We start from the raw sequence: 20,886 nt of genomic DNA on the forward strand, positions 1-20,886 counted from the left end.
GAGCCCCATCCCCGTCCCCGGACGGCGACGGAGCCCGGGGATTCGCGGGGGTCCCTGGGGCGTCCCGAGGGTGTCCCCGGTGTCACCGGCCGGAGGCCCGTGCACGCGGCCTCCGGAAGACGGCTCGGGGCCTCGCACCCCAGGACGGAAGGGCCGACCGACCTGCGGCTCGTGGCCCCCGCGGCGGCGGCCTGGCTCACGGCGGCGGTGAGCGTCGGAGCGTCGCCGGGCTGGGTCACGGCCGTCGTGGCCGCGTCCCTGACCGCGGCAGGCGCTCTGCTGGCGGCGGGGCGGAGGGCCGGGAGGGCGGGGCGGGCGGGGCGGAGAGATCCGGACGTCCGCCGGGGAGCCGTCGGCGACGTTCGGCGAGGACACTCGGGTGCGGGTGCGGGTGCGGGTGCGGGTGCGGGTGCCGGTGCCGGTGCCGGTGCCGGTGCCGGTGTGGGTGTGGGTCCGGGTCCGGGTCCGGGTCCGGGACCGGGACCGGACGCCGGGAGGGGATGTTCCGGCGCGGGGCGGGTGCCAGGGTCGGTGCGACCCGGGTTGTGGGTGTCCTTCGCCGCCGTGCTCCTGTGTGCCGGTGCCGCCGCGGCCTCCGCGGGGCTGCACACGGCGGACCTGCGACGCGGCCCTGTCCCCGCGCTCGCGGAGAGGTTCGCCGACGTGACCGCCGAGGTGGAGATCACCTCCGATCCCCGTCTTGCCCGGCCCAGGATCAACGGGGACCACATGGCCCCGACGGCCCTGATGTTCGACGCCGACGTCACGCGGGTCGCCCAGGCGGACGGCACGGTGCTGGCCACCCGGACCCCGGTACTGGTGATCGTCGACGCCCGCTCCCGTCGAGGCGTGCCCCGCCGGACCGGCGACCGCTCGCCCTGGCTGTCGCTGCTGCCGTCGACCCGGCTGCGGGTGGTGGCGCGGGTCGTGCCCGCCCTGTCGGACGGGAAGGACATCGCCGCGGTGCTGCGGGTACGGGGGAGCGCGGCGCCGGAGGTGGTCGGAGCGCCGTCCGGTCCGCAGCGGTTCGCGGGCCGGCTGCGCGAAGGGCTGCGCAAGGCGACCGACGGCCTGGACGCGGACGCGCGGGCGCTGCTGCCAGGGCTGGTGGTCGGGGACACCTCACGTGTCACGCCGGAGCTGGACGACTCCTTCAAGGCCACCGACCTCACGCACCTCCTCGCGGTCAGCGGGGGCAATCTCGTCATCGTCCTCGCCTTGTTCACCGGGCCACCCGGCCTCGCCCAACGGGTGGAGCGCCGGGGCCTCGCCTCGCGGCTCGGGGTTCCGCTGAGGGCGACCGCCCTGCTCGGCGGGGCGCTCACGCTCGCCTTCGTCGTCGTGTGCCGGCCGGACCCGAGCGTGCTGCGGGCGGCGGCCTGCGGAGGGGTCTCGCTGCTCGCCATCGCGACCGGGCGCCGCAGATCGCTCGTCCCGGCGCTGGCCGCCGCGGTTCTGGTCCTGGTGCTGTACGACCCCTGGCTCGCCCGCAGTTACGGGTTCCTGCTCTCCGTCCTCGCGACCGGAGCCCTGCTCACGCTCGCCCCGCGCTGGAGCGCGGCCCTGTGGCGACGCCGGGTGCCCCCGCGCCTGGCCGAGGCGCTGGCCGCGGCCGCCGCCGCGCAGGCGCTGTGCGCGCCCGTGGTCGCCGTGCTGTCGGCCCGGGTGAGTCTGGTGGCGGTGCCGTGCAACCTCCTCGCGGAGTTCGCGGTCACGCCGGCCACGGTGCTGGGATTCGCGACCCTGGCGACCGCACCCTGGGCGATGCCCGTGGCCAAGGTCCTCGCTTGGTGGGCGAGTTGGCCCGCGCGGTGGATCGCGGGCATCGCGCGCACGGGGGCGGCGCAGCCCGGTGGGGGAGTGGACTGGCCGGACAGTTGGACGGGCGCCCTGCTGCTGGCACTCGTCACGGTGGCCGGCGTGGTCGCCGGGCGGCGGCTGCTGAGACATCCGTTGCCGAGTGCCGTGGCCGCGGCGCTGCTTCTGCTGTTCGTGGTGCAGCCGCCGCCGCTCACCCGGGTGATCACGGGATGGCCGCCGCCCGGCTGGAGGTTCGCGATGTGTGATGTGGGGCAAGGGGACGCGGGCGTGCTCGCGGTGGGTGACGGCAGCGCCGTGGTGGTGGACGCGGGGCCCGACCCGGTGCTGGCCGACCGCTGTCTGAGCACGCTCGGGGTCACCAGGATCCCGCTCGTCGTCCTGACGCACTTCCACGCCGACCATGTCGCGGGCCTGCCCGGTGTGCTCCGGGGGCGTTCGGTGGGCGCGATCGAGACCACGGGCTTCGAAGAGCCTCCGGAGCAGGCCGAGTTCGTCCGGCGGGAGGCGCGCGCACGGCACATCCCGCTGACGCGGGCCGTGGCGGGGGAGAGGAGGAGTGCGGGACGCCTGGACTGGCGGGTGCTGTGGCCGCCGCCGGATCCGGTCCCGCCGCCCGACGGCCCGAACGACGCCAGCGTCACCCTGCTCGTGCGGTCCGCTGGGCTGCGGCTGCTGTTGCTCGGCGACCTGGAGCCGCCCGCCCAGCAGGCCCTGGCGAGATCGCCGGCCGCCGAGGGGCTGGACGGTGTGGACGTGCTCAAGGTCGCCCATCACGGATCGGCGTACCAGGATCCGGAGCTCATACGCAGGGTGGCTCCCCGGCTCGCGCTCATCTCGGTCGGCGGAGACAACCCTTACGGCCACCCGGCCCCGAGCACGGTCGCGGCGCTGCGAGCCGGGGGCGCGATGGTGCTGCGGACCGACGAGGACGGTGATCTCGCCGTCACCGGTGAGGGCGAAGGGCTGGGTGTGGCGCGACACTGAAGACATGAACTCCGCACAGGCCGACGCCTACCTTCGCCGCATCGGGGCCCAGCACCCGGCATGGCCCACCTCCGATGTGCTCCGCGAGCTGCAGCTCTGCCATCTGCGGACAGTGCCGTTCGAGAACCTGTCGATCCATCTCGGCGAGGAGATCGTGCTGGAGGAGAAGAGGCTGCTGGACAAGGTGGTGGGCGCGCGCAGAGGGGGCTTCTGCTACGAACTGAACGGCGCGTTCGCGGCGTTGCTGGGGGCGCTGGGCTACGACGTGACGCTGCTCGCGGCGCGGGTGTACGGCGACGACGGGAAGCCCGGGATCCCCTACGACCATCTCGCGCTGCGGGTACGGACGGTGGACGGGGGCGACTGGCTGACCGATGTCGGGTTCGGGGCCCACAGCCACTATCCGCTGTCGTTCACGGAGCGGGGCGAACAGCGGGACCCCGGCGGGATGTTCCGGGTCGTGGAGTCGGCGCCGGACGCGGCGGGGGTGCGGGGAGCGGGCGAATCCCGGGAACTCGAGGACCTCGACGTCCTCCTGGGCGACAAGCGCCAGTACCGGCTGGAGGTACGGCCGCGTGTCCTCGGGGACTTCCGCGTCGGAGCCTGGTGGCACGCCACCTCGCCGCTGTCGCACTTCACCCGGTCGCTGGTGTGTTCACGGCTCACCGAGGACGGGGGCCGGATCACGCTCAGCGGCCGCAAGTTCACCGTGTCGACGGCCGACGGGACCAAGGAGGTGACGGAGCCGGCGACCGACGAGGAGGTGCTGGCCCTGTACCGGGAACGCTTCGGGATCGAGCTGGACCGGGTGCCGGTGGTCAAGGAGTTCGGGTAGCCGCGGCCGGGAAGCCGCGCAGATCACACGCACCGGACCGGGATCCCGGCGTCGGCCGCGCCGGGCGTACCGGAAGATGTTCGGGTGAGCGATGTGAGACATGTACTGGTGCTGCCCGACCGTGACGCCGCGGAGGAGGCGGCGGAGGCCGTCGGTGACCGGTTCGGGCTGCTGGAGGAGCCGCAGCTCGTGCGGGACGCCCTCGCGGGCGAGGACGACGCCGAGGACGCGCAGTGGCTGGTGGTGCTGACGGACCCCGAGGCACGGCTCGACGCGAAGGAGCTGGACGAGTTCGCGGCCGAATGGGACGGCTGGCACGAGGAGCCGTAACCGAGCCCGCCCGAGCCCCGGGCGCCCGGCTCGACCGAGCCCCTGCGCGCCCGGCTCGCCCGGCCCGCGCGGCGCCCGGCCCGAGTGCGTCCCGCGCCTTCGGCTCGACCCGGCGGCGTGAGGCCGGACCTCCGTGGGCAGCGGCGCGCGGCACCCGTTGTCGGTGGCGCGTGGGATGCTTTCCGGGATGGCCAAGAAGACCGCACAAGACGACCCTCTCGCCCCTGTCACGTTGGCGGTGGGCCAGGAGGATCTCCTGCTCGACCGTGCCGTGCAGGAGGTGGTGGCCGCCGCCAGGGCCGCCGACGCCGACACGGACGTCCGGGACCTCACCCCGGACCAGGTGCAGCCGGGCACGCTCGCCGAACTGACGAGCCCGTCGCTCTTCGCCGAGCGCAAGGTCGTGATCGTCCGCAACGCGCAGGATCTGTCGGCCGACACGATCAAGGACGTCAAGGCGTACCTGGGGGCTCCCGCCGAGGAGATCACCCTGGTGCTCCTGCACGCGGGCGGGGCCAAGGGCAAGCCGCTGCTCGACGCCGCGCGCAAGGCGGGAGCGCGGGAGGTGGCGTGCCCCAAGATGACGAAGCCGGCGGACCGGCTGGCGTTCGTCCGGAGCGAGTTCCGTTCGCTGGGCCGGGCGGCAACCCCGGAGGCCTGCCAGGCACTGGTGGACTCCATCGGGAGCGATCTGCGGGAGCTGGCGTCCGCCGTGTCGCAGCTCACGGCGGACGTCGAGGGGACGATCGACGAGGCCGTCGTCGGGAGGTACTACACCGGGCGGGCCGAGGCGTCCAGCTTCACCGTGGCCGACCGGGCCGTCGAGGGGCGGGCCGCGGAGGCGCTGGAGGCGCTGCGGTGGTCGCTGTCGACCGGTGTGGCCCCCGTCCTGATCACCAGCGCGCTCGCGCAGGGGGTGCGGGCGATCGGCAAGCTGTCCTCCGCGCGGGGCGGCAGGCCCGCCGACCTGGCCCGTGAGCTCGGGATGCCGCCGTGGAAGATCGACCGTGTGCGGCAGCAGATGCGGGGCTGGACGCCCGACGGGGTCGCCATGGCGCTCACGGCGGTCGCGGAGGCGGACGCCGGGGTGAAGGGCGGCGGGGACGACCCCGAGTACGCCCTGGAGAAGGCCGTCGTGGCCGTCGCCCGCGCGGCCCGCTCCGGCCGCCGTTAGCCCCGCCGGGTCCGTCGCGGCACCCCGACGACCCGGCGGTACACCGACGACCCAGCCGTACACCGACGGCCCAGCGATACACCGAAGGCCCCGCTCGTTCTCCCGGGGAAGGGAGGAGCGGGGCCTTCGGTTCGAGCCGGTGGATTCACGCCCGCGTGGCGAACGCAGATCGTGCGCGAATCCGGGGGTGTCGGGTCGGGAGCGGAGAGAGAGGGCCCGCTCGGGTCCGGCCGACGGTCACGTCAAGACAAGTCAGGGTCGAGCCCCGGAGAGCTCAGCCGACTCAGGCCTGGAGGGAGGCGACCTTCGAAGCAAGCGCCGACTTCTTGTTGGCGGCCTGGTTCTTGTGGATGACGCCCTTCGAGACGGCCTTGTCGAGCTTGCGCGAAGCCTCGCGCGCCGCGACGGTGGCCTTCTCGACGTCACCCGCGGCAGCAGCCTCGCGGGCCTTGCGGATCGCGGTCTTCAGAGAGGACTTGACGGCCTTGTTGCGCAGCCGGGCCTTCTCATTGGTCTTGATCCGCTTGATCTGGGACTTGATGTTCGCCACTGATGAGCCTTTACAGGTTCAGGCGCGTGAGACAGCACGTCTCACCCGCCGTTTGATTTTCTTGGGTGCGTCTCCTGCTGAGAGGGCATGAGACACAGCCACCCAGGCTACCAGCCCCCACGCGACCGGCTCAAACCGGCCGTGCGCCCCCGGTCGGGGACGGTCCGCCGCCGCCCTGGTCAGAGCCTTCGGGGCGGGCGCGGCCGTCCCTCTCGCGCGGCCCACACCGGTCGCAGCCCGCCGCGCGTGGGACCATGGAATCTACGTATCGATCCGACCCGAGGCGACAGGCGCCTCAAGAGACAGGACCCTGCGTGCCCGCGACCCCTAACAATGTGCCCGAGCCGAGCCGTACCGACCCGGCTCTGATCCGCAATTTCTGCATCATCGCGCACATCGACCACGGCAAGTCCACGCTCGCCGACCGCATGCTCCAGCTGACCGGGGTGGTTGATCAGCGGCAGATGCGCGCTCAGTACCTCGACCGTATGGACATCGAGCGCGAGCGCGGCATCACGATCAAGTCCCAGGCGGTCCGGCTGCCCTGGGCCCCGTCCGAGGATCCGGGACGCACCCACATCCTCAACATGATCGACACCCCCGGGCACGTCGACTTCACGTACGAGGTGTCGCGGTCCCTGGCGGCCTGCGAGGGCACGGTCCTGCTCGTCGACGCCGCCCAGGGGATCGAGGCCCAGACCCTCGCCAACCTCTACCTGGCGATGGAGAACGACCTCAAGATCATCCCCGTACTGAACAAGATCGACCTGCCGGCCGCCCAGCCGGAGAAGTTCTCCGAGGAGCTCGCGAACCTCATCGGCTGTGACCCCGCGGACGTGCTCAAGGTCTCCGCCAAGACGGGCCTGGGTGTCGAGGCGCTGCTCGACAAGGTCGTCGCCGAGATCCCCGCCCCGGTCGGCGTCCAGGACGCCCCCGCGCGCGCGATGATCTTCGACTCGGTCTACGACTCGTACCGCGGTGTCGTGACGTACGTGCGTGTCATCGACGGGCAGCTCAACAAGCGTGAGCGCATCAGGATGATGTCCACCGGCGCCACGCACGAGCTGCTGGAGATCGGCGTCTCGTCCCCCGAGATGAAGGCGTCCGACGGCCTCGGTGTCGGTGAGGTGGGTTACCTCATCACCGGTGTGAAGGACGTCCGCCAGTCCAAGGTCGGTGACACGATCACCACCCTGCACAAGGGCGCCACCGAGGCGCTCGGCGGGTACAAGGATCCCCGGCCCATGGTCTTCTCGGGCCTGTATCCGCTGGACGGCTCCGACTACCCCGAGCTGCGCGACGCCCTGGACAAGCTCCAGCTCAACGACGCGGCGCTGGTGTACGAGCCGGAGACCTCCGCGGCGCTCGGCTTCGGCTTCCGTGTCGGCTTCCTCGGACTGCTGCACCTCGACGTGATCCGTGAGCGGCTGGAGCGCGAGTTCGGGCTCGACCTGATCGCGACCGCCCCGAACGTGGTCTACCGCGTCGAGATGGAGGACCGCAGCGAGCACACGGTCACCAACCCGAGCGAGTTCCCCGAGGGCAAGATCGACAAGGTGTACGAGCCGGTCGTGCGGGCGACCATCCTCGCCCCCTCGGAGTTCATCGGCGCGATCATGGAGCTGTGCCAGACCCGGCGCGGCACCCTGCTCGGCATGGACTACCTCTCCGAGGACCGGGTCGAGATCCGCTACACCCTGCCGCTCGCGGAGATCGTCTTCGACTTCTTCGACCAGCTCAAGTCCAAGACCCGCGGCTACGCCTCGCTCGACTACGAGCCCACCGGCGAGCAGGCCTCCAGCCTGGTCAAGGTCGACATCCTGCTGCACGGCGACAAGGTCGACGCCTTCTCGGCGGTCACGCACAAGGACGCGGCGTACGCGTACGGCGTCCGGCTGGTCGCCAAGCTGCGCGAGCTGATCCCGCGGCAGGCCTTCGAGGTGCCCATCCAGGCGGCCATCGGCTCCCGGGTCATCGCCCGCGAGACCATCCGCGCCATCCGCAAGGACGTCCTCGCCAAGTGCTACGGCGGTGACATCTCCCGTAAGCGGAAGCTGCTGGAGAAGCAGAAGGAGGGCAAGAAGCGGATGAAGATGGTGGGCTCTGTGGAAGTTCCGCAGGAAGCCTTCATCGCCGTGCTGTCCAGCGACGACAGCGGCGGTTCGGCCAAGGGCAAGAAGTAGCCTCGCCGAATCCCGGAAATTCAGGGCCCGTCGCGCTCCGGCGCGGCGGGCTCTGTGCTTGTCTCAGGGGTGTGTCCTGCGGGAAGTGGCCGGGAAGTGACCTGCCGCCGCCTCTTACGCACCGGCCGGACGCGCTCTAGTCTGATCTCTGCTCGGTAGTTACTCGCGAGTTAAACAACAGCCGCAATTGAGCCAGCCGCACTGCCGCGGGCCCCGGAGGATGTCGTGAGCGACACACAGACCCTGATCGAGAACCGTCCGCCGTCCGTCGCCGCCCTCTTCCTGGAGCGCGTGGCGGCCACACCCGACGCCGAGGCATACCGCTACCCGGTACCGGCCCCGGGCGACGGGCCGGACGAGTGGAAGTCGCTGACCTGGGCGCAGTCCGCGGAGAGGGTCTACGCCATCGCGGCCGGCCTCATCGAACTCGGCGTCCAGCCGGAGCAGCGCGTCGCGCTCGCCTCCTCGACCCGGGTCGAATGGATCCTGGCCGACCTCGGCATCCTCTGCGCGGGCGCGGCCACCACGACCGTGTATCCGCAGACCAACGCCGAGGAGTCGGCGTTCATCCTGTCCGACTCCGCGAGCCGGATCCTCATCGCGGAGGACGCCGCCCAGCTCGCCAAGGCCCGCGAGAAGCGCGCGGAGCTCCCCGAGCTCACGCACGTCGTGGTCATCGACGCGGAGGGCGTGGAGAGCGAGGACTGGGTCCTGACGCTCGCCGAGCTGGAGGCGCGCGGTTCCGCGTACCTGGAGAAGCACCCCGAGCTGATCAAGGAGCGCGTCGGCGCGATCACCGCCGACCAGCTCGCGACCCTCATCTACACCTCCGGCACCACGGGCCGTCCCAAGGGCGTCCGGCTGCCGCAGGACAACTGGTCGTACATGGCCAAGGCCATCGCCTCGACCGGCCTGCTCGGCCAGGACGACGTCCAGTACCTGTGGCTGCCGCTCGCGCACGTCTTCGGCAAGGTGCTCACTTCGGGCCAGATCGAGGTCGGACACGTCACCGCCGTCGACGGCCGCGTGGACAAGATCATCACGAATCTCCCGGTGGTGCGGCCGACATACATGGCGGCCGTCCCGCGCATCTTCGAGAAGGTCTACAACGGGGTCGCGGCCAAGGCCCGGGCCGGCGGCGGCGCCAAGTACAAGATCTTCCAGTGGGCCGCCGAGGTCTCCCGCGAGTACGCGAAGGCGAGCCAGGACAACTTCCGCCGCACGGGTTCGGCCTCGGTGCCGTTCGCGCTCGGCGCCAAGCACAAGGTCGCCGACGCGCTCGTCTTCGCCAAGATCCGCGAGGCCTTCGGCGGCAACCTGCGCGCCTGCATCTCCGGCTCCGCAGCGCTCGCGCCCGAGATCGGCTACTTCTTCGCCGGCGCCGGCATTCACATCCTGGAGGGCTACGGACTCACCGAGTCCTCCGCCGCCTCCTTCGTGAACCCGGGCGAGGCCTACCGCACCGGCACGGTCGGCAAGCCGGTGCCCGGCACCGAGGTGCGCATCGCGGACGACGGCGAGATCCTGCTGCGCGGCCCCGGCATCATGGAGGGCTACCACGGGCTGCCCGAGAAGACCGCCGAGGTCCTGGAGGCGGACGGCTGGTTCCACACCGGCGACATCGGCGAGCTGTCCGCGGACGGCTATCTGCGGATCACCGACCGCAAGAAGGACCTCATCAAGACCTCGGGCGGCAAGTACATCGCGCCCGCCGAGGTCGAGGGCCAGTTCAAGGCCGTCTGTCCGTACGTCTCCAACATCCTCGTGCACGGCGCCGACCGGAACTTCTGCACCGCGCTCATCTCCCTCGACGAGCCGTCCATCCTCGACTGGGCCAAGGACAACGGTCTGGAGGGCAAGTCGTACGCCGAGGTCGTCGCGGCGCCCGCCACCGTCGCCCTGGTCGAGGGGTACGTGAAGGAGCTCAACGCGGGCCTTCAGCGCTGGCAGACCATCAAGAAGTTCCGTCTGCTGCCCCGTGACCTGGACGTCGAGCACGGCGAGATCACTCCGAGCCTCAAGCTGAAGCGCCCGGTCGTCGAGAAGGCGTACAAGCACCTGATCGACGAGATGTACGCGGGCTCCCGCGAGGCGTAACCGGCCCCCGGCACCCCGGCTTCCGGCCCGGGCACCCCGGTTTCCGTCCCCGTCCGCGGGGCCGGAAGCCGGGGTGTTCTCTCCTATCCGTCCTGTCCGTCCCGCCTCCGCCGCATCCTGCCCAGCAGTTCGTCCATCCGCCGTATCTGGTCGCGGAGTCCGGGCACGTCGGGGGCGGTGCCCGCCGCCAGGTCCGTGTCCATCCGCCCCAGGCGGGCGGCGAGTTCGTCGAACTGGTCCTGCTCGCGGGCGAGCAGACACTCCAGTTGGCGGTTCTTGCGGTGCAGGTCGAGGAAGACGCTGACCTTGGCGCGCAGGACCCACGGGTCGAACGGTTTCGTCAGATAGTCGGCGGCGCCCGTCGCGTAGCCGCGGAAGGCGTAGCCCGCGTCGGCGTCGGTGCCCGTCAGGAAGATGATGGGCACGTCCTTGGTCCGGTCGAGCCGCTTGATGTTCGCGGCCGTCTCGAATCCGTCCATGCCCGGCATGCGGATGTCGAGCAGGACGACCGCGAACCGCTGCCGCGTCAGCGCCTTCACCGCCTCCTCGCCCGAACGCGCGCGCACCAGCGGCTCGTTGAGGGAGCGCAGGACGGCCTCCAGCGCGACCAGGTTGTCCTCCATGTCGTCGACGAGGAGGATGCTCGCGCCCTCGTCGGTCGTCGTCTCGGCGCTCATGATGACGGTGCCTCACTCGGTCCGTGGTTTTCTCGGTGCCCCGCGGGTCCGGCGGCCGGTCCACGACCTGCCCCGGGCGCCGCGCCGAAGTCGCCGTCCCGCGCCGTCGTCGTCGTGACGCGCGGTGAACGCGGGTCGGATGCTCGATTCTGTCCGTCTTCGAGCACATCCATACCACTGTTCTCACTCATGACGGCCTACTTCGGTGACTCGGCGCTTATGAGCGCCGCCAGTCTGTCACCCTGGCCGCATCGACCGAGGTGTCTTCGTCCGAACTGCCCAGGGAGCCGCACAGTGGGGGCCATTCCGACGCAACGGGAGTCCACGGCGTGCGCACCGGACGTGCTCGCGCACCACCCCACCGGCCGGGACGTCGTGTCACGTACATCGCTGCCGGGTACCCCGCTCGCTCCCGCCGCCGCGCGCCGGTTCCTCCGTGACACGCTCCTGAGCTGGGCCGAACTGGCCCTGCCCGGAGCCGAGATCATCGACGACCGGCTCACGGACGACGCGTCCGTGGTGGTCAGCGAGCTGGTCACCAATGCCGTCGTGCACGCGGGCACCGACGTCGAGCTGCTGTGCCGCCTGGAGTGCCCGGCCGACGGCCCGCCCGGCCCGCTGGTCGTCGAGGTCTCCGACCGGCACCCCTCGCGCGCCATACGGGAGGACAGCGCCGAACCGCCGTACGGGACACCGGAGTACGGGCGGGGCCTGCGCCTCGTCTCCGCGCTCTCCGAGGCCTGGGGGATCACCTACCGTCCGGGCGTCAAGACGGTGTGGTCGAGGCTGCTGGCCGACGGGACCGCCGGGGCCCCGCCCGGGGCGGGCGTCTTCACGGACGCCGACGACCTGCGCCGGCCGGGGCGCTTCGACGACGTGGGCGGTCTCCCAGGACCGGGCGGATTCACGGACGCCGAGGGACTCGTGGGCGGGCTCGCGCGTGCGCTCCCCGACGGGTTCGCCGGACCGGGCGGGTTCGCCGGAGCCGACGGTCTCACCGGTGCGGCGGACGGTCCGGAGCCGACCGGGGTCGGGGCCACCGGGTACGCCGAGGGGCTGGTCCCGGGGTACGGGCCGGGTGCCGGCGGCGAACCGTTTCACGCCGTGTCCGCCCCGGGGGCGGATCCGGGCACCGCGCGGGCCCACGACTGGCTCGACCGGGGCGCCCTCTCCTTCCTCGCCGAGGCCTCGGACCTGCTCGCGGGACAGCTCGACGAGGACCTGGTCGCCGCGCTGGCCGGTCAGCTCCTCGTCCCGCGCCTCGCCGACTGGTGCGCCGTATGGCTGGAGGACGAGGCCACCGACCGGGCGGGCGGGCTCGGCCTGGCCCTCGGTCCCCGCCTCGCCCGGGTCTGGCACGGCAGCGAGAACCTGATCGAGGGCCTGCGCCAGGCTCTGGAGAAGGACCCGCCGCGGCTGCCCGACGCGGTGCGCTCGCGGGCCGTCCCGGTGCCCTGGCCCGGCGGAGCGCTGGGCGCCCGCGGGGCTAGCGGGGCGGCGCTCGCGTACCGGCTGATCGCGGGCGGCCGCCCGCTGGGCACACTGGTCATCGGCCGGGCCGGACCGCCCGACTTCCCCGACGAGGTCACCGGGCTCGTCGAGGACCTCAGCCGCCGTATCGCCCTGGCCATCGGCGCGGCCCGCCAGTACGCGCGCCAGGCCACCATCAGCCGGGTCCTCCAGCGCGGGCTGCTGCCGGGCGCGGTCGCCGAGATCCCCGGGGTGCGCAGCGCCCTCGTCTACGAACCGCTCGACAAGGGCGGGCCGAGCGGTGACTTCTACGACGTGTTCCCGGCGGGCGACGGGCGCTGGTGCTTCGCGGTCGGCGACGTCCAGGGCAAGGGGCCCGAGGCCGCCGTCGTGATCGGCCTGGCCCGGCCCTGGCTGCGGCTCCTCGCCCGTGAGGGCTACGACGTCGCGGACGTCCTCGACCGTCTCAACCAGCTCCTCCTCGACGACGCGACGGAGGCGGCGGACGCGGCCGCCCGAGCGCTCGTGGCCGCGGGCGGACCCGGGCTCGGCACCGACCTCGGCCCGCAGACGCGCTTCCTGTCCATGCTCTACGGCGAGCTGGTCCCCTTCGAGGGCGGAGTGCGCTGCACCCTGGCCTCGGCGGGCCATCCGCTGCCGCTGCTGCTGGGTCCCGACGGCGACGTACGGGAGATGGCCCGGCCACAGACCCTGCTCGGCGTCTTCGAGGACCCCGAGTACACCGCGGAGTCCTTCGAGCTGTACCCCGGGGACACGCTCCTGTGCGTCACCGACGGGGTGACGGAGCGGCGCGACGGGTCCCGTCAGTTCGACGACGAGGACGGTCTCGCGCACGCCCTCGCGGGCTGCGCGGGCCTGAACGCCGAGATGATCGCGGAGCGGATCCGCGCGCTGGTCCACGCCTTCGGCCCCCGCCCGCCCGAGGACGACATGGCCCTGCTGGTGTTACAGGCCGAGTAGCGGGGCCCGCGGCGCACCGGACGCGTCCACCCCGGGCGTGCTGGACAATGGAACGCATGCCTTCCGCACTTCCCGACGGTGAGCCCGTCCCCGACGACGGGGCGCTGCCCGCGCACGCCCTGGCCGGGGCCGCCGAGCGGCCCCTCGGGTTCTACCTCCACGTTCCGTACTGCGCGACCCGCTGCGGCTACTGCGACTTCAACACCTACACGGCGACCGAGCTGCGGGGCAGCGGCGGGGTGCTCGCCTCCCGCGACAACTACGCGGACACCCTGACCGACGAGATCCGGCTCGCCCGCAAGGTCCTCGGCGACGACCCCCGCCCGGTCCGCACGGTCTTCGTCGGAGGCGGCACGCCCACGCTGCTGGCCGCCGACGACCTCGTACGGATGCTGGGCGCGATCCGGGACGAGTTCGGCCTCGCGGACGACGCCGAGATCACGACGGAGGCGAACCCCGAGTCGGTGGATCCCGAGTACCTCGCGACCCTGCGCGCCGGGGGCTTCAACCGGATCTCCTTCGGCATGCAGAGCGCCCGGCAGCACGTCCTGAAGGTGCTCGACCGCACCCACACCCCGGGCCGCCCCGAGGCCTGTGTCGCCGAGGCCCGCGCGGCCGGCTTCGCACATGTGAACCTGGACCTGATCTACGGCACGCCGGGGGAGTCGGACGACGACTGGCGGGCGTCGCTCGAAGCGGCCCTCGGCGCGGGACCCGACCACATCTCCGCGTACGCGCTGATCGTCGAGGAGGGCACGCAGCTCGCGCGCCGCATCCGCCGCGGCGAGGTCCCCATGACGGACGACGACGTGCACGCGGACCGCTATCTCATCGCGGACGAGGTGATGTCGGCGGCGGGCTTCGAGTGGTACGAGGTGTCGAACTGGGCCACCGCCGGCTCGTCGGACAGCCGCTGTCTGCACAACGAGCTGTACTGGCGGGGCGCCGACTGGTGGGGCGCGGGTCCCGGCGCGCACAGCCACGTCGGCGGTGTTCGCTGGTGGAACGTGAAACATCCGGGCGCCTACGCGGCGGCACTGGCCGAGGGCCGCTCCCCGGGGGCCGGCCGTGAGCTCCTCTCCGGCGAGGACCGCCGGGTCGAGCGGATCCTCCTCGAACTGCGGCTGCGCGAGGGCTGCCCGCTCTCCCTGCTCCGCCCCGACGGCCTCGCGGCCTCCCGCCGCGCCCTGTCCGAAGGCCTCCTCGAAGCCGGCCCGTACGACGCGGGCCGCGCCGTCCTCACCCTCCGCGGCCGCCTCCTCGCGGACGCCGTGGTCCGGGACCTGGTGGACTGAACGGCGGGGACCCTGCCCCGGAGGGCACCGCTGACCGCCGTCGGGCCCGCATCACCGCCGTCGGGCCCGGGTCATCACCGCCGGACCCGGGGACCCGGCTGCCGGGCCCCGAGAACCGGCCGCCGCACACGGGTCACCGGCCACCGGTCCGTCACTCCGGGGCCGTGACGAAGTCGATCAGTTCCTCCACCCGGCCCAGCAGGGCCGGTTCCAGGTCCTTGTAGGAGTGGACCCGGGACAGGATGTGCTGCCAGGCCGCGCCGGTGTTCTCCGGCCAGCCCAGGGCCCGGCACACGCCCGTCTTCCAGTCCTGGCCGCGCGGGACCCGGGGCCAGGACGGGATGCCGACGGAGGACGGCTTCACGGCCTCCCAGACGTCGATGTACGGGTGGCCGAGCACCAGGGCGTGCTCGCTCGTGACCGCCTCCGCGATCCGGGACTCCTTCGAACCCGGGACCAGGTGGTCCACGAGGACGCCGAGCCGGGCGTCCGGGCCCGGGGAGAACGCGTCGACGACCGCCGGGAGGTCGTCGACACCCTCCAGGTACTCCACGACCACGCCCTCGACGCGCAGATCGTCACCCCAGACCCGCTCGACCAGTTCGGCGTCGTGACGGCCCTCGACGTAGATGCGCCCGGCGCGCGCGACCCGGGCGCGGGCGCCGGGGACCGCCACCGAGCCGGACGCCGTACGACTGGGGCGCACCGGCGCGGAGGCCGTGGGGCGGACCAGGGTCACCACCCTGCCCTCCAGCAGGAAGCCACGCGGTTCCAGCGGGAACACCCGGTGCTTGCCGAAGCGGTCCTCCAGGGTCACCGTGCCCGCCTCGCAGCGGATCACCGCGCCGCAGAAGCCGGTGCCGGGCTCCTCGACGACCAGACCCGGGTCCGCCGGGACCTCGGGCACGGGCGGGGACTTCTTCCACGGCGGGGTCAGGTCCGGAGAGTACTGGCGCATTCGGATGACGATAGGAGAAGCCCGGCGACGCTCACCGCGACACGCCGAAACGCGCGGCCAGGGCGTCCCGTTGGGACCGTACGAACGCGGCGTCCACCACCGCCCCGTGCCCGGGGACGTACAGCGCCTCCTCGCCGCCCAGCGCGAGCAGCCGGTCCAGAGCCGCCGGCCAGCGCGACGGTACGGCGTCGGGGCCCGCCTGCGGCTCGCCCGACTCCTCGACCAGGTCGCCGCAGAACACCACCGCCGGGTCGCCCGGCACGACGGCCACGAGGTCGTGGGCGGTGTGGCCCTCGCCCGTCCGGACCAGCCGGACCCCGACGCCGCCGAGATCCAGGTCCCAGGTGTCCCGGACGAAGCGGTGGGGCCGTACGAGGGTGTCGGCCGCCTCCTCCGCGGACCGCGGGTCGAGACCGTTGCGCACCGCGTCCGCGCACAGCTCCTCGCGGCCGCGTCCGTACACCTCCGACGAGCCGTCGGCGGCGAGGATCTCCACGCCCGCGAAGGCGGCCGCGCCGAAAACGTGGTCGAAATGCGGGTGGGTGAGCGCGATATGGGTCACACGCGCGCCGGTCAGGACCCGCGCATCGGCGCGCAGCGCGGCGCCCTCCGCGAGGCTCGACCCGGCGTCGATCATCAGCACCGCCTCCTCGCCGACGACGAGCCCCGCCGTGCAGTCCCAGTCCGGAAGCCGCCGTCGCCCCACCCGGGGCGCCACCCTTTCCCACCCGAGCTCTTCCCAAGTCAGCCTCATGCGGCGACGCTAACGGTGACCGGGTGCCGTGCACGACCTCGCAGGCCCGCCCTTGCCCGGGGCGTGCCTCACCGCCGTACACTGGGCCGGGGAACGTTGGCACTCGCGTGCGCTGAGTGCCAGGCGAATGCCACGAAGGCCACGAAGACCATCGAGTCGACTTCTGGAGGTGCGCGATGCTCAGTGAACGCAGGCTCGAGGTGCTGCGCGCCATCGTCCAGGACTACGTGGGCACCGAGGAGCCGGTCGGTTCCAAGGCGCTCACCGAGCGGCACCGTCTCGGCGTCTCGCCGGCGACCGTCCGCAACGACATGGCGGTCCTGGAGGACGAGGGGTACATCGCCCAGCCGCACACCAGCGCCGGGCGCATCCCCACGGACAAGGGGTACCGCCTCTTCGTCGACAAGCTCGCGGGCGTCAAGCCGATGACCGCGCCCGAGCGCCGCGCCATCCAGAACTTCCTGGACGGCGCCGTCGACCTGGACGACGTCGTCGGCCGGACCGTGCGGCTGCTCGCGCAGCTCACCCGGCAGGTGGCCGTCGTGCAGTACCCCTCGCTGACCCGTTCGACCGTGCGCCACGTGGAGCTGCTGTCGATGGCTCCCGCGCGGGTGATGCTCGTGCTGATCACGGACACCGGCCGGGTCGAACAGCGCATGATCAACTGTCCGGCGCCGTTCGGTGAGACGTCGCTGGCGGACCTGCGGGCCCGGCTCAACAGCCGGGTCGCGGGGCGTCCCTTCGCGGACGTCCCGCAGCTCGTCCAGGACCTCCCGGAAGCCTTCGAGGCGGAGGACCGGGGTACGGTCTCGACGGTGCTCTCCACCCTGCTGGAGACACTCGTCGAGGAGACCGAGGAGCGCCTGATGATCGGCGGTACCGCCAATCTCACGCGATTCGGACATGACTTCCCTCTCACCATCCGGCCGGTGCTCGAAGCACTGGAGGAGCAGGTCGTGCTCCTCAAGTTGCTTGGAGAGGCCGGGGATTCGAGCATGACCGTGCGAATCGGGCACGAGAACGCGTATGAGGGACTCAACTCCACGTCCGTGGTCTCCGTCGGCTACGGTTCGGGCGGCGAGGCAGTAGCCAAACTCGGCGTGGTCGGCCCGACCCGCATGGATTACCCGGGAACGATGGGAGCGGTACGAGCGGTGGCACGGTACGTCGGACAGATCCTGGCGGAGTCTTAAGTGGCCACGGACTACTACGCCGTACTCGGCGTGCGCCGCGACGCGTCCCAGGACGAGATCAAGAAGGCGTTCCGGAGGCTCGCTCGCGAGCTGCACCCGGACGTCAATCCCGATCCGAAGACGCAGGAGCGGTTCAAAGAGATCAACGCCGCGTACGAGGTGTTGTCGGACCCGCAGAAGAAGCAGGTCTACGACCTCGGCGGCGACCCGCTGTCCCAGCAGGGCGGCGGTGGCGCCGGTGGCTTCGGCCAGGGCGGCTTCGGGAACTTCTCGGACATCATGGACGCGTTCTTCGGCACGGCGTCGCAGCGCGGACCGCGCTCGCGCACCCGCCGGGGCCAGGACGCCATGATCCGGCTGGAGATCGAGCTCGACGAGGCGGCCTTCGGCACCACGAAGGACATCCAGGTCGACACGGCCGTCGTCTGCGGCACCTGCAACGGCGAGGGCGCGGCCCCCGGCACCGCGGCGCAGACCTGTGACATGTGCCGCGGCCGTGGCGAGGTGTCCCAGGTGACGCGGTCCTTCCTGGGCCAGGTCATGACCTCGCGGCCGTGTCCGCAGTGCCAGGGCTTCGGCACCGTCGTCCCGACCCCGTGCCACGAGTGCGCGGGCGACGGCCGGGTCCGCTCCCGCCGCACCCTCACGGTCAAGATCCCGGCCGGTGTGGACAACGGCACCCGCATCCAGCTCGCGGGCGAGGGCGAGGTCGGCCCCGGCGGCGGTCCCGCCGGCGACCTGTACGTGGAGATCCACGAACTGCCGCACTCGATGTTCCAGCGACGCGGCGACGACCTGCACTGCACGGTCACGCTTCCGATGACCGCGGCGGCCCTCGGCACCAAGGTGCCGCTGGAGACGCTCGACGGCATGGAGGAGGTCGACATCCGCCCGGGCACGCAGTCCGGCCAGTCGATCCCGCTGCACGGCCGGGGTGTCACGCACCTGCGGGGCGGCGGCCGCGGCGACCTCATCGTGCACGTCGAGGTCATGACGCCGACCAAGCTCGACCCGGAGATGGAGCGGGTGCTGCGCGAGCTGGCGCAGATGCGTGGCGAGGAGCGGCCCACCGGTCAGTTCCAGCCCGGTCAGCAGGGGCTCTTCTCCCGGCTGAAGGACGCCTTCAACGGCCGCTGATCCAAGTGGGGCACGGGGCCCGAAGCGCCCCGTGCCCTCCACGTCGGAGGCCGTATCCGGCCGGGCGACCGGATTCGGACTTGTCCGGGGGACGTGACAACATGCCGTCATGTCCACCGCGCTGACCGATCTCTTCCCTCACCCGATCGTGCAGGCCCCCATGGCGGGCGGAGTCTCCGTCCCGCAGCTCGCGGCCGCCGTGTCCGAGGCCGGCGGGCTCGGCTTCCTCGCGGCGGGGTACAAGACCGCCGACGGCATGTACCAGGAGATCAAGCAGCTGCGCGGGCTGACCGGCCGTCCCTTCGGCGTCAACCTGTTCCTCCCGCAGCCCGAGCACGCGGACGCCGCCGCGGTCGAGGTGTACGCGCACCAGCTCGCCGGCGAGGCCGCCTGGTACGAGACCGAGCTCGGGGACCCGGACGGCGGCCGGGACGACGGCTACGACGCCAAACTCGCCGTCCTCCTCGACAACCCGGTGGCGGCGGTCTCCTTCCACTTCGGCGTCCCGAAGCCGGAGGTGCTCGAGTCGCTGCGGCGCGCCGGCACCCTCACGCTGGTCACCGCCACCACGGCCGAGGAAGCCCTCGGTGTGGAGCGGGCCGGCGCCGACGTGGTCGTCGTGCAGGGCATCGAGGCCGGCGGACACCAGGGCACCCACCGGGACAACCCCGAGACGGACGGCACGGGCGTCGGCCTGCTCACGCTGGTCGCGCAGGTCCGCGAGAGGGTGGGGATCCCGGTCGTCGCGGCCGGCGGCATCATGCGCGGCAGCCAGATCGCCGCCGTCCTCGCCGCGGGCGCGGACGCGGCCCAGCTCGGCACCGCCTTCCTCGCCACCCCCGAGTCCGGCGCGAGCGCCGTCCACAAGCAGGCGCTGACCGACCCCCTCTACGTACGGACGGAGCTCACGCGCGCCTTCTCCGGACGCCCGGCGCGGGCGCTGGCCAACCGCTTCATGCGCGAGCACGGCCCGTACGCCCCCGCCGCCTATCCCGAGGTCCACCACCTCACCGTGCCGCTGCGCAAGGCGGCGGCCAAGGCGGGCGACGCGCAGGGCATGGCACTGTGGGCGGGGCAGGGCCACCGCATGGCCCGCGACCTGCCCGCCGGGCAGCTCGTGGAGGTACTGAACGCAGAAATCGCGGCCGCCGAGACAGCGTTGTCGGCCGTCGCCGAGATCCCGGAAGAAGGTGCGGCCCGATGACGGCACCGGTGTTCCTCGTCGAGCACTTCGACACGGACGGAGAGGGACGCCACGTCCTCGACGGACCCGAGGGACGGCACGCCGTCTCCGTGAAACGGCTGCACACCGGTGAGGACGTCGTGCTCACCGACGGGGCCGGGCGCCGGGCGGAGTGCGTGGTCCTCGGCACGGAGGGCAAGGACCGGCTGATCGTGCGGATGGGCACGGTCACCGAGGAGGCGCCCGGGGAGCCGCGCGTCACGGTCGTCCAGGCCCTGCCCAAGGGGGACCGGGGCGAAGTGGCCGTCGAGACCATGACCGAGACCGGCGTCGACGCGATCGTCCCGTGGGCCGCCTCCCGCTGCATCACGCAGTGGAAGGGCGAGCGGGGTCTCAAGGCGCTCGGCAAGTGGCGCGCCACCGCCCGGGAGGCCGGCAAACAGTCCCGGCGGGCACGCTTCCCGGAGGTCGCGGACGCGATGACGACCAAGCAGGTTGCCGCACTTCTCGCCAAAGCCGATCTCGCCGCCGTGCTCCACGAGGACACCGCCCTCGGCACCGAGCCCTTCGCGACCGCAGCGCTCCCCGCCTCCGGTGAGATCGTCCTGGTGGTCGGCCCCGAGGGCGGGATCTCCGCCGACGAGGTCGCCCTCTTCACCGAGGCCGGCGCGAAGACCTTCCACCTGGGGCGCACGGTGCTGCGCACCTCGACGGCCGGGACCGTGGCGACCGCGCTGCTGCTGGCCCGCAGCGGCCGCTGGTCCTGACCCGCCCGCCGTCGGCAGGACCTGACATCCGCGCATCGAACGAGGAGCCATGGAACTCGCTCAGGTACGACTGCTCGTCTCCGACTTCGCCACCTGCTACCGCTTCTACTCCGAAGTCCTCGGCCTCAAGCCCCAGTCGGGCGCGGCCGAGGGACCGTACGAGAAGTTCAGTCCGGTCACCGGGTCCGCGGGCATCGCCCTCCAGGACCGGGCCATGATGACGGAAATACTGGGTGAACTCGGCGACGCCGTGACCGGACACCGGTCGCTGGTGGTGCTGCGGGTCGACGACCTCGACACCTACTGCGAGCAGGTCGTCTCGCGCGGCGCGGACCTCCTGCACGGCCCGGCCCCCATGACGGACCGCATGCGCGTCGCCCACCTCAAGGACCCCGAGGGCAACCTGGTGGAACTCCAGGAGTGGCTGCTGATGCTCGGCTGACGGCCGGCCAGAAGCCGTCCGCAGCCGAGGAAAGCGGGAACCATATGGCCTCCCC

At 72.4% G+C, this 20,886-nt stretch carries 17 protein-coding genes; 13 read left to right on the plus strand and 4 right to left on the minus strand.

The features are described from left to right. Positions 1–99: 99 nt before the first annotated feature. The 4 genes from ACIQ7M_RS09880 (at position 100) to holA (ending at position 5,144) form a co-directional block, all read left to right on the plus strand. Positions 100–2,805, plus strand: a complete 2,706-nt coding sequence (locus ACIQ7M_RS09880; RefSeq protein WP_403641861.1) for a ComEC/Rec2 family competence protein — start codon at positions 100–102, stop codon at positions 2,803–2,805. 4 nt (positions 2,806–2,809) lie between these two features. Then, positions 2,810–3,640 (plus strand): arylamine N-acetyltransferase, encoded by an 831-nt coding sequence (locus ACIQ7M_RS09885; RefSeq protein WP_403641864.1) that lies wholly within the window; start codon positions 2,810–2,812, stop codon positions 3,638–3,640. Positions 3,641–3,724: 84 nt separating this feature from the next. After that, on the plus strand, positions 3,725–3,970 hold the full coding sequence (locus tag ACIQ7M_RS09890) for a hypothetical protein (protein WP_386977430.1): 246 nt from the start codon (positions 3,725–3,727) through the stop codon (positions 3,968–3,970). 187 nt (positions 3,971–4,157) lie between these two features. Continuing rightward, entirely contained in the window at positions 4,158–5,144 is a 987-nt protein-coding gene (gene holA, locus ACIQ7M_RS09895) for a DNA polymerase III subunit delta (RefSeq protein WP_386977433.1), read from the plus strand. Positions 5,145–5,427: 283 nt separating this feature from the next. Here the strand turns inward: holA and rpsT are convergent, their stop codons facing one another. Then, entirely contained in the window at positions 5,428–5,694 is a 267-nt protein-coding gene (rpsT, locus tag ACIQ7M_RS09900) for a 30S ribosomal protein S20 (RefSeq protein WP_355764513.1), read from the minus strand. Positions 5,695–6,008: 314 nt separating this feature from the next. Here rpsT and lepA point away from each other — a divergent pair, with 314 nt between their 5' ends. Then, positions 6,009–7,877 carry a translation elongation factor 4 gene (gene lepA / locus ACIQ7M_RS09905; protein WP_389839029.1) on the plus strand — a complete coding sequence of 623 codons (1,869 nt, stop codon included), beginning with the start codon at positions 6,009–6,011 and terminating at the stop codon, positions 7,875–7,877. Between the two features lie 225 nt (positions 7,878–8,102). Continuing rightward, entirely contained in the window at positions 8,103–9,974 is a 1,872-nt protein-coding gene (locus tag ACIQ7M_RS09910) for an AMP-dependent synthetase/ligase (RefSeq protein WP_403641869.1), read from the plus strand. Between the two features lie 83 nt (positions 9,975–10,057). Here the strand turns inward: ACIQ7M_RS09910 and ACIQ7M_RS09915 are convergent, their stop codons facing one another. Then, positions 10,058–10,651, minus strand: coding sequence for a two-component system response regulator (locus ACIQ7M_RS09915; protein ID WP_403641872.1), 594 nt, complete (start codon positions 10,649–10,651; stop codon positions 10,058–10,060). Between the two features lie 294 nt (positions 10,652–10,945). Here ACIQ7M_RS09915 and ACIQ7M_RS09920 point away from each other — a divergent pair, with 294 nt between their 5' ends. Together ACIQ7M_RS09920 and hemW are read left to right on the plus strand one after the other, a co-directional pair. Further along, complete coding sequence (locus ACIQ7M_RS09920) at positions 10,946–13,102, plus strand: SpoIIE family protein phosphatase (protein WP_403641875.1); 2,157 nt, start codon at positions 10,946–10,948, stop codon at positions 13,100–13,102. Positions 13,103–13,158: 56 nt separating this feature from the next. Continuing rightward, a complete protein-coding gene (gene hemW, locus ACIQ7M_RS09925; RefSeq protein ID WP_355764526.1) occupies positions 13,159–14,397 on the plus strand; it encodes a radical SAM family heme chaperone HemW in 1,239 nt (412 codons plus the stop codon). A gap of 151 nt (positions 14,398–14,548) precedes the next feature. On the opposite strand, the gene ACIQ7M_RS09930 is transcribed toward hemW, so the two are convergent. Both ACIQ7M_RS09930 and ACIQ7M_RS09935 read right to left on the minus strand, forming a co-directional pair. Continuing rightward, positions 14,549–15,355, minus strand: a complete 807-nt coding sequence (locus ACIQ7M_RS09930) for a DUF3097 domain-containing protein (protein WP_403641879.1) — start codon at positions 15,353–15,355, stop codon at positions 14,549–14,551. A 31-nt stretch (positions 15,356–15,386) separates the two neighbouring features. After that, positions 15,387–16,109, minus strand: a complete 723-nt coding sequence (locus ACIQ7M_RS09935; protein WP_403641882.1) for an MBL fold metallo-hydrolase — start codon at positions 16,107–16,109, stop codon at positions 15,387–15,389. Between the two features lie 176 nt (positions 16,110–16,285). On the opposite strand from ACIQ7M_RS09935, the gene hrcA reads away from it, so the two are divergent. From hrcA to ACIQ7M_RS09960, 5 genes are all read left to right on the plus strand, one after another. Beyond that, positions 16,286–17,302, plus strand: coding sequence for a heat-inducible transcriptional repressor HrcA (gene hrcA / locus ACIQ7M_RS09940; RefSeq protein ID WP_355764533.1), 1,017 nt, complete (start codon positions 16,286–16,288; stop codon positions 17,300–17,302). Next, a complete protein-coding gene (dnaJ, locus tag ACIQ7M_RS09945; protein WP_355764535.1) occupies positions 17,303–18,439 on the plus strand; it encodes a molecular chaperone DnaJ in 1,137 nt (378 codons plus the stop codon). 109 nt (positions 18,440–18,548) lie between these two features. Then, a complete protein-coding gene (locus ACIQ7M_RS09950) occupies positions 18,549–19,643 on the plus strand; it encodes a nitronate monooxygenase (protein WP_403641886.1) in 1,095 nt (364 codons plus the stop codon). Then, complete coding sequence (locus ACIQ7M_RS09955) at positions 19,640–20,389, plus strand: 16S rRNA (uracil(1498)-N(3))-methyltransferase (RefSeq protein WP_403641889.1); 750 nt, start codon at positions 19,640–19,642, stop codon at positions 20,387–20,389. Before ACIQ7M_RS09950 ends, ACIQ7M_RS09955 begins: the two co-directional genes overlap by 4 nt. A gap of 49 nt (positions 20,390–20,438) precedes the next feature. Further along, positions 20,439–20,831 (plus strand): VOC family protein, encoded by a 393-nt coding sequence (locus ACIQ7M_RS09960; protein WP_386977452.1) that lies wholly within the window; start codon positions 20,439–20,441, stop codon positions 20,829–20,831. The last annotated feature ends 55 nt before the right edge of the window (positions 20,832–20,886 follow it).

This window comes from Streptomyces sp. NPDC096324, from assembly GCF_044763015.1.
GTDB lineage: Bacteria > Actinomycetota > Actinomycetes > Streptomycetales > Streptomycetaceae > Streptomyces.

Excerpts from the sequence above, each read along its gene's own strand:
- holA (WP_386977433.1), top strand. The coding sequence starts at position 4,158 with ATGGCCAAGAAGACCGCACAAGACGACCCTCTCGCCCCTGTCACGTTG.
- ACIQ7M_RS09885 (WP_403641864.1), top strand. The coding sequence starts at position 2,810 with ATGAACTCCGCACAGGCCGACGCCTACCTTCGCCGCATCGGGGCCCAG.
- ACIQ7M_RS09955 (WP_403641889.1), top strand. The coding sequence starts at position 19,640 with ATGACGGCACCGGTGTTCCTCGTCGAGCACTTCGACACGGACGGAGAG.
- hemW (WP_355764526.1), top strand. The coding sequence starts at position 13,159 with ATGCCTTCCGCACTTCCCGACGGTGAGCCCGTCCCCGACGACGGGGCG.
- ACIQ7M_RS09935 (WP_403641882.1), bottom strand. The coding sequence starts at position 16,109 with ATGAGGCTGACTTGGGAAGAGCTCGGGTGGGAAAGGGTGGCGCCCCGG.
- ACIQ7M_RS09950 (WP_403641886.1), top strand. The coding sequence starts at position 18,549 with ATGTCCACCGCGCTGACCGATCTCTTCCCTCACCCGATCGTGCAGGCC.
- ACIQ7M_RS09915 (WP_403641872.1), bottom strand. The coding sequence starts at position 10,651 with ATGAGCGCCGAGACGACGACCGACGAGGGCGCGAGCATCCTCCTCGTC.
- ACIQ7M_RS09930 (WP_403641879.1), bottom strand. The coding sequence starts at position 15,355 with ATGCGCCAGTACTCTCCGGACCTGACCCCGCCGTGGAAGAAGTCCCCG.
- ACIQ7M_RS09960 (WP_386977452.1), top strand. The coding sequence starts at position 20,439 with ATGGAACTCGCTCAGGTACGACTGCTCGTCTCCGACTTCGCCACCTGC.
- hrcA (WP_355764533.1), top strand. The coding sequence starts at position 16,286 with ATGCTCAGTGAACGCAGGCTCGAGGTGCTGCGCGCCATCGTCCAGGAC.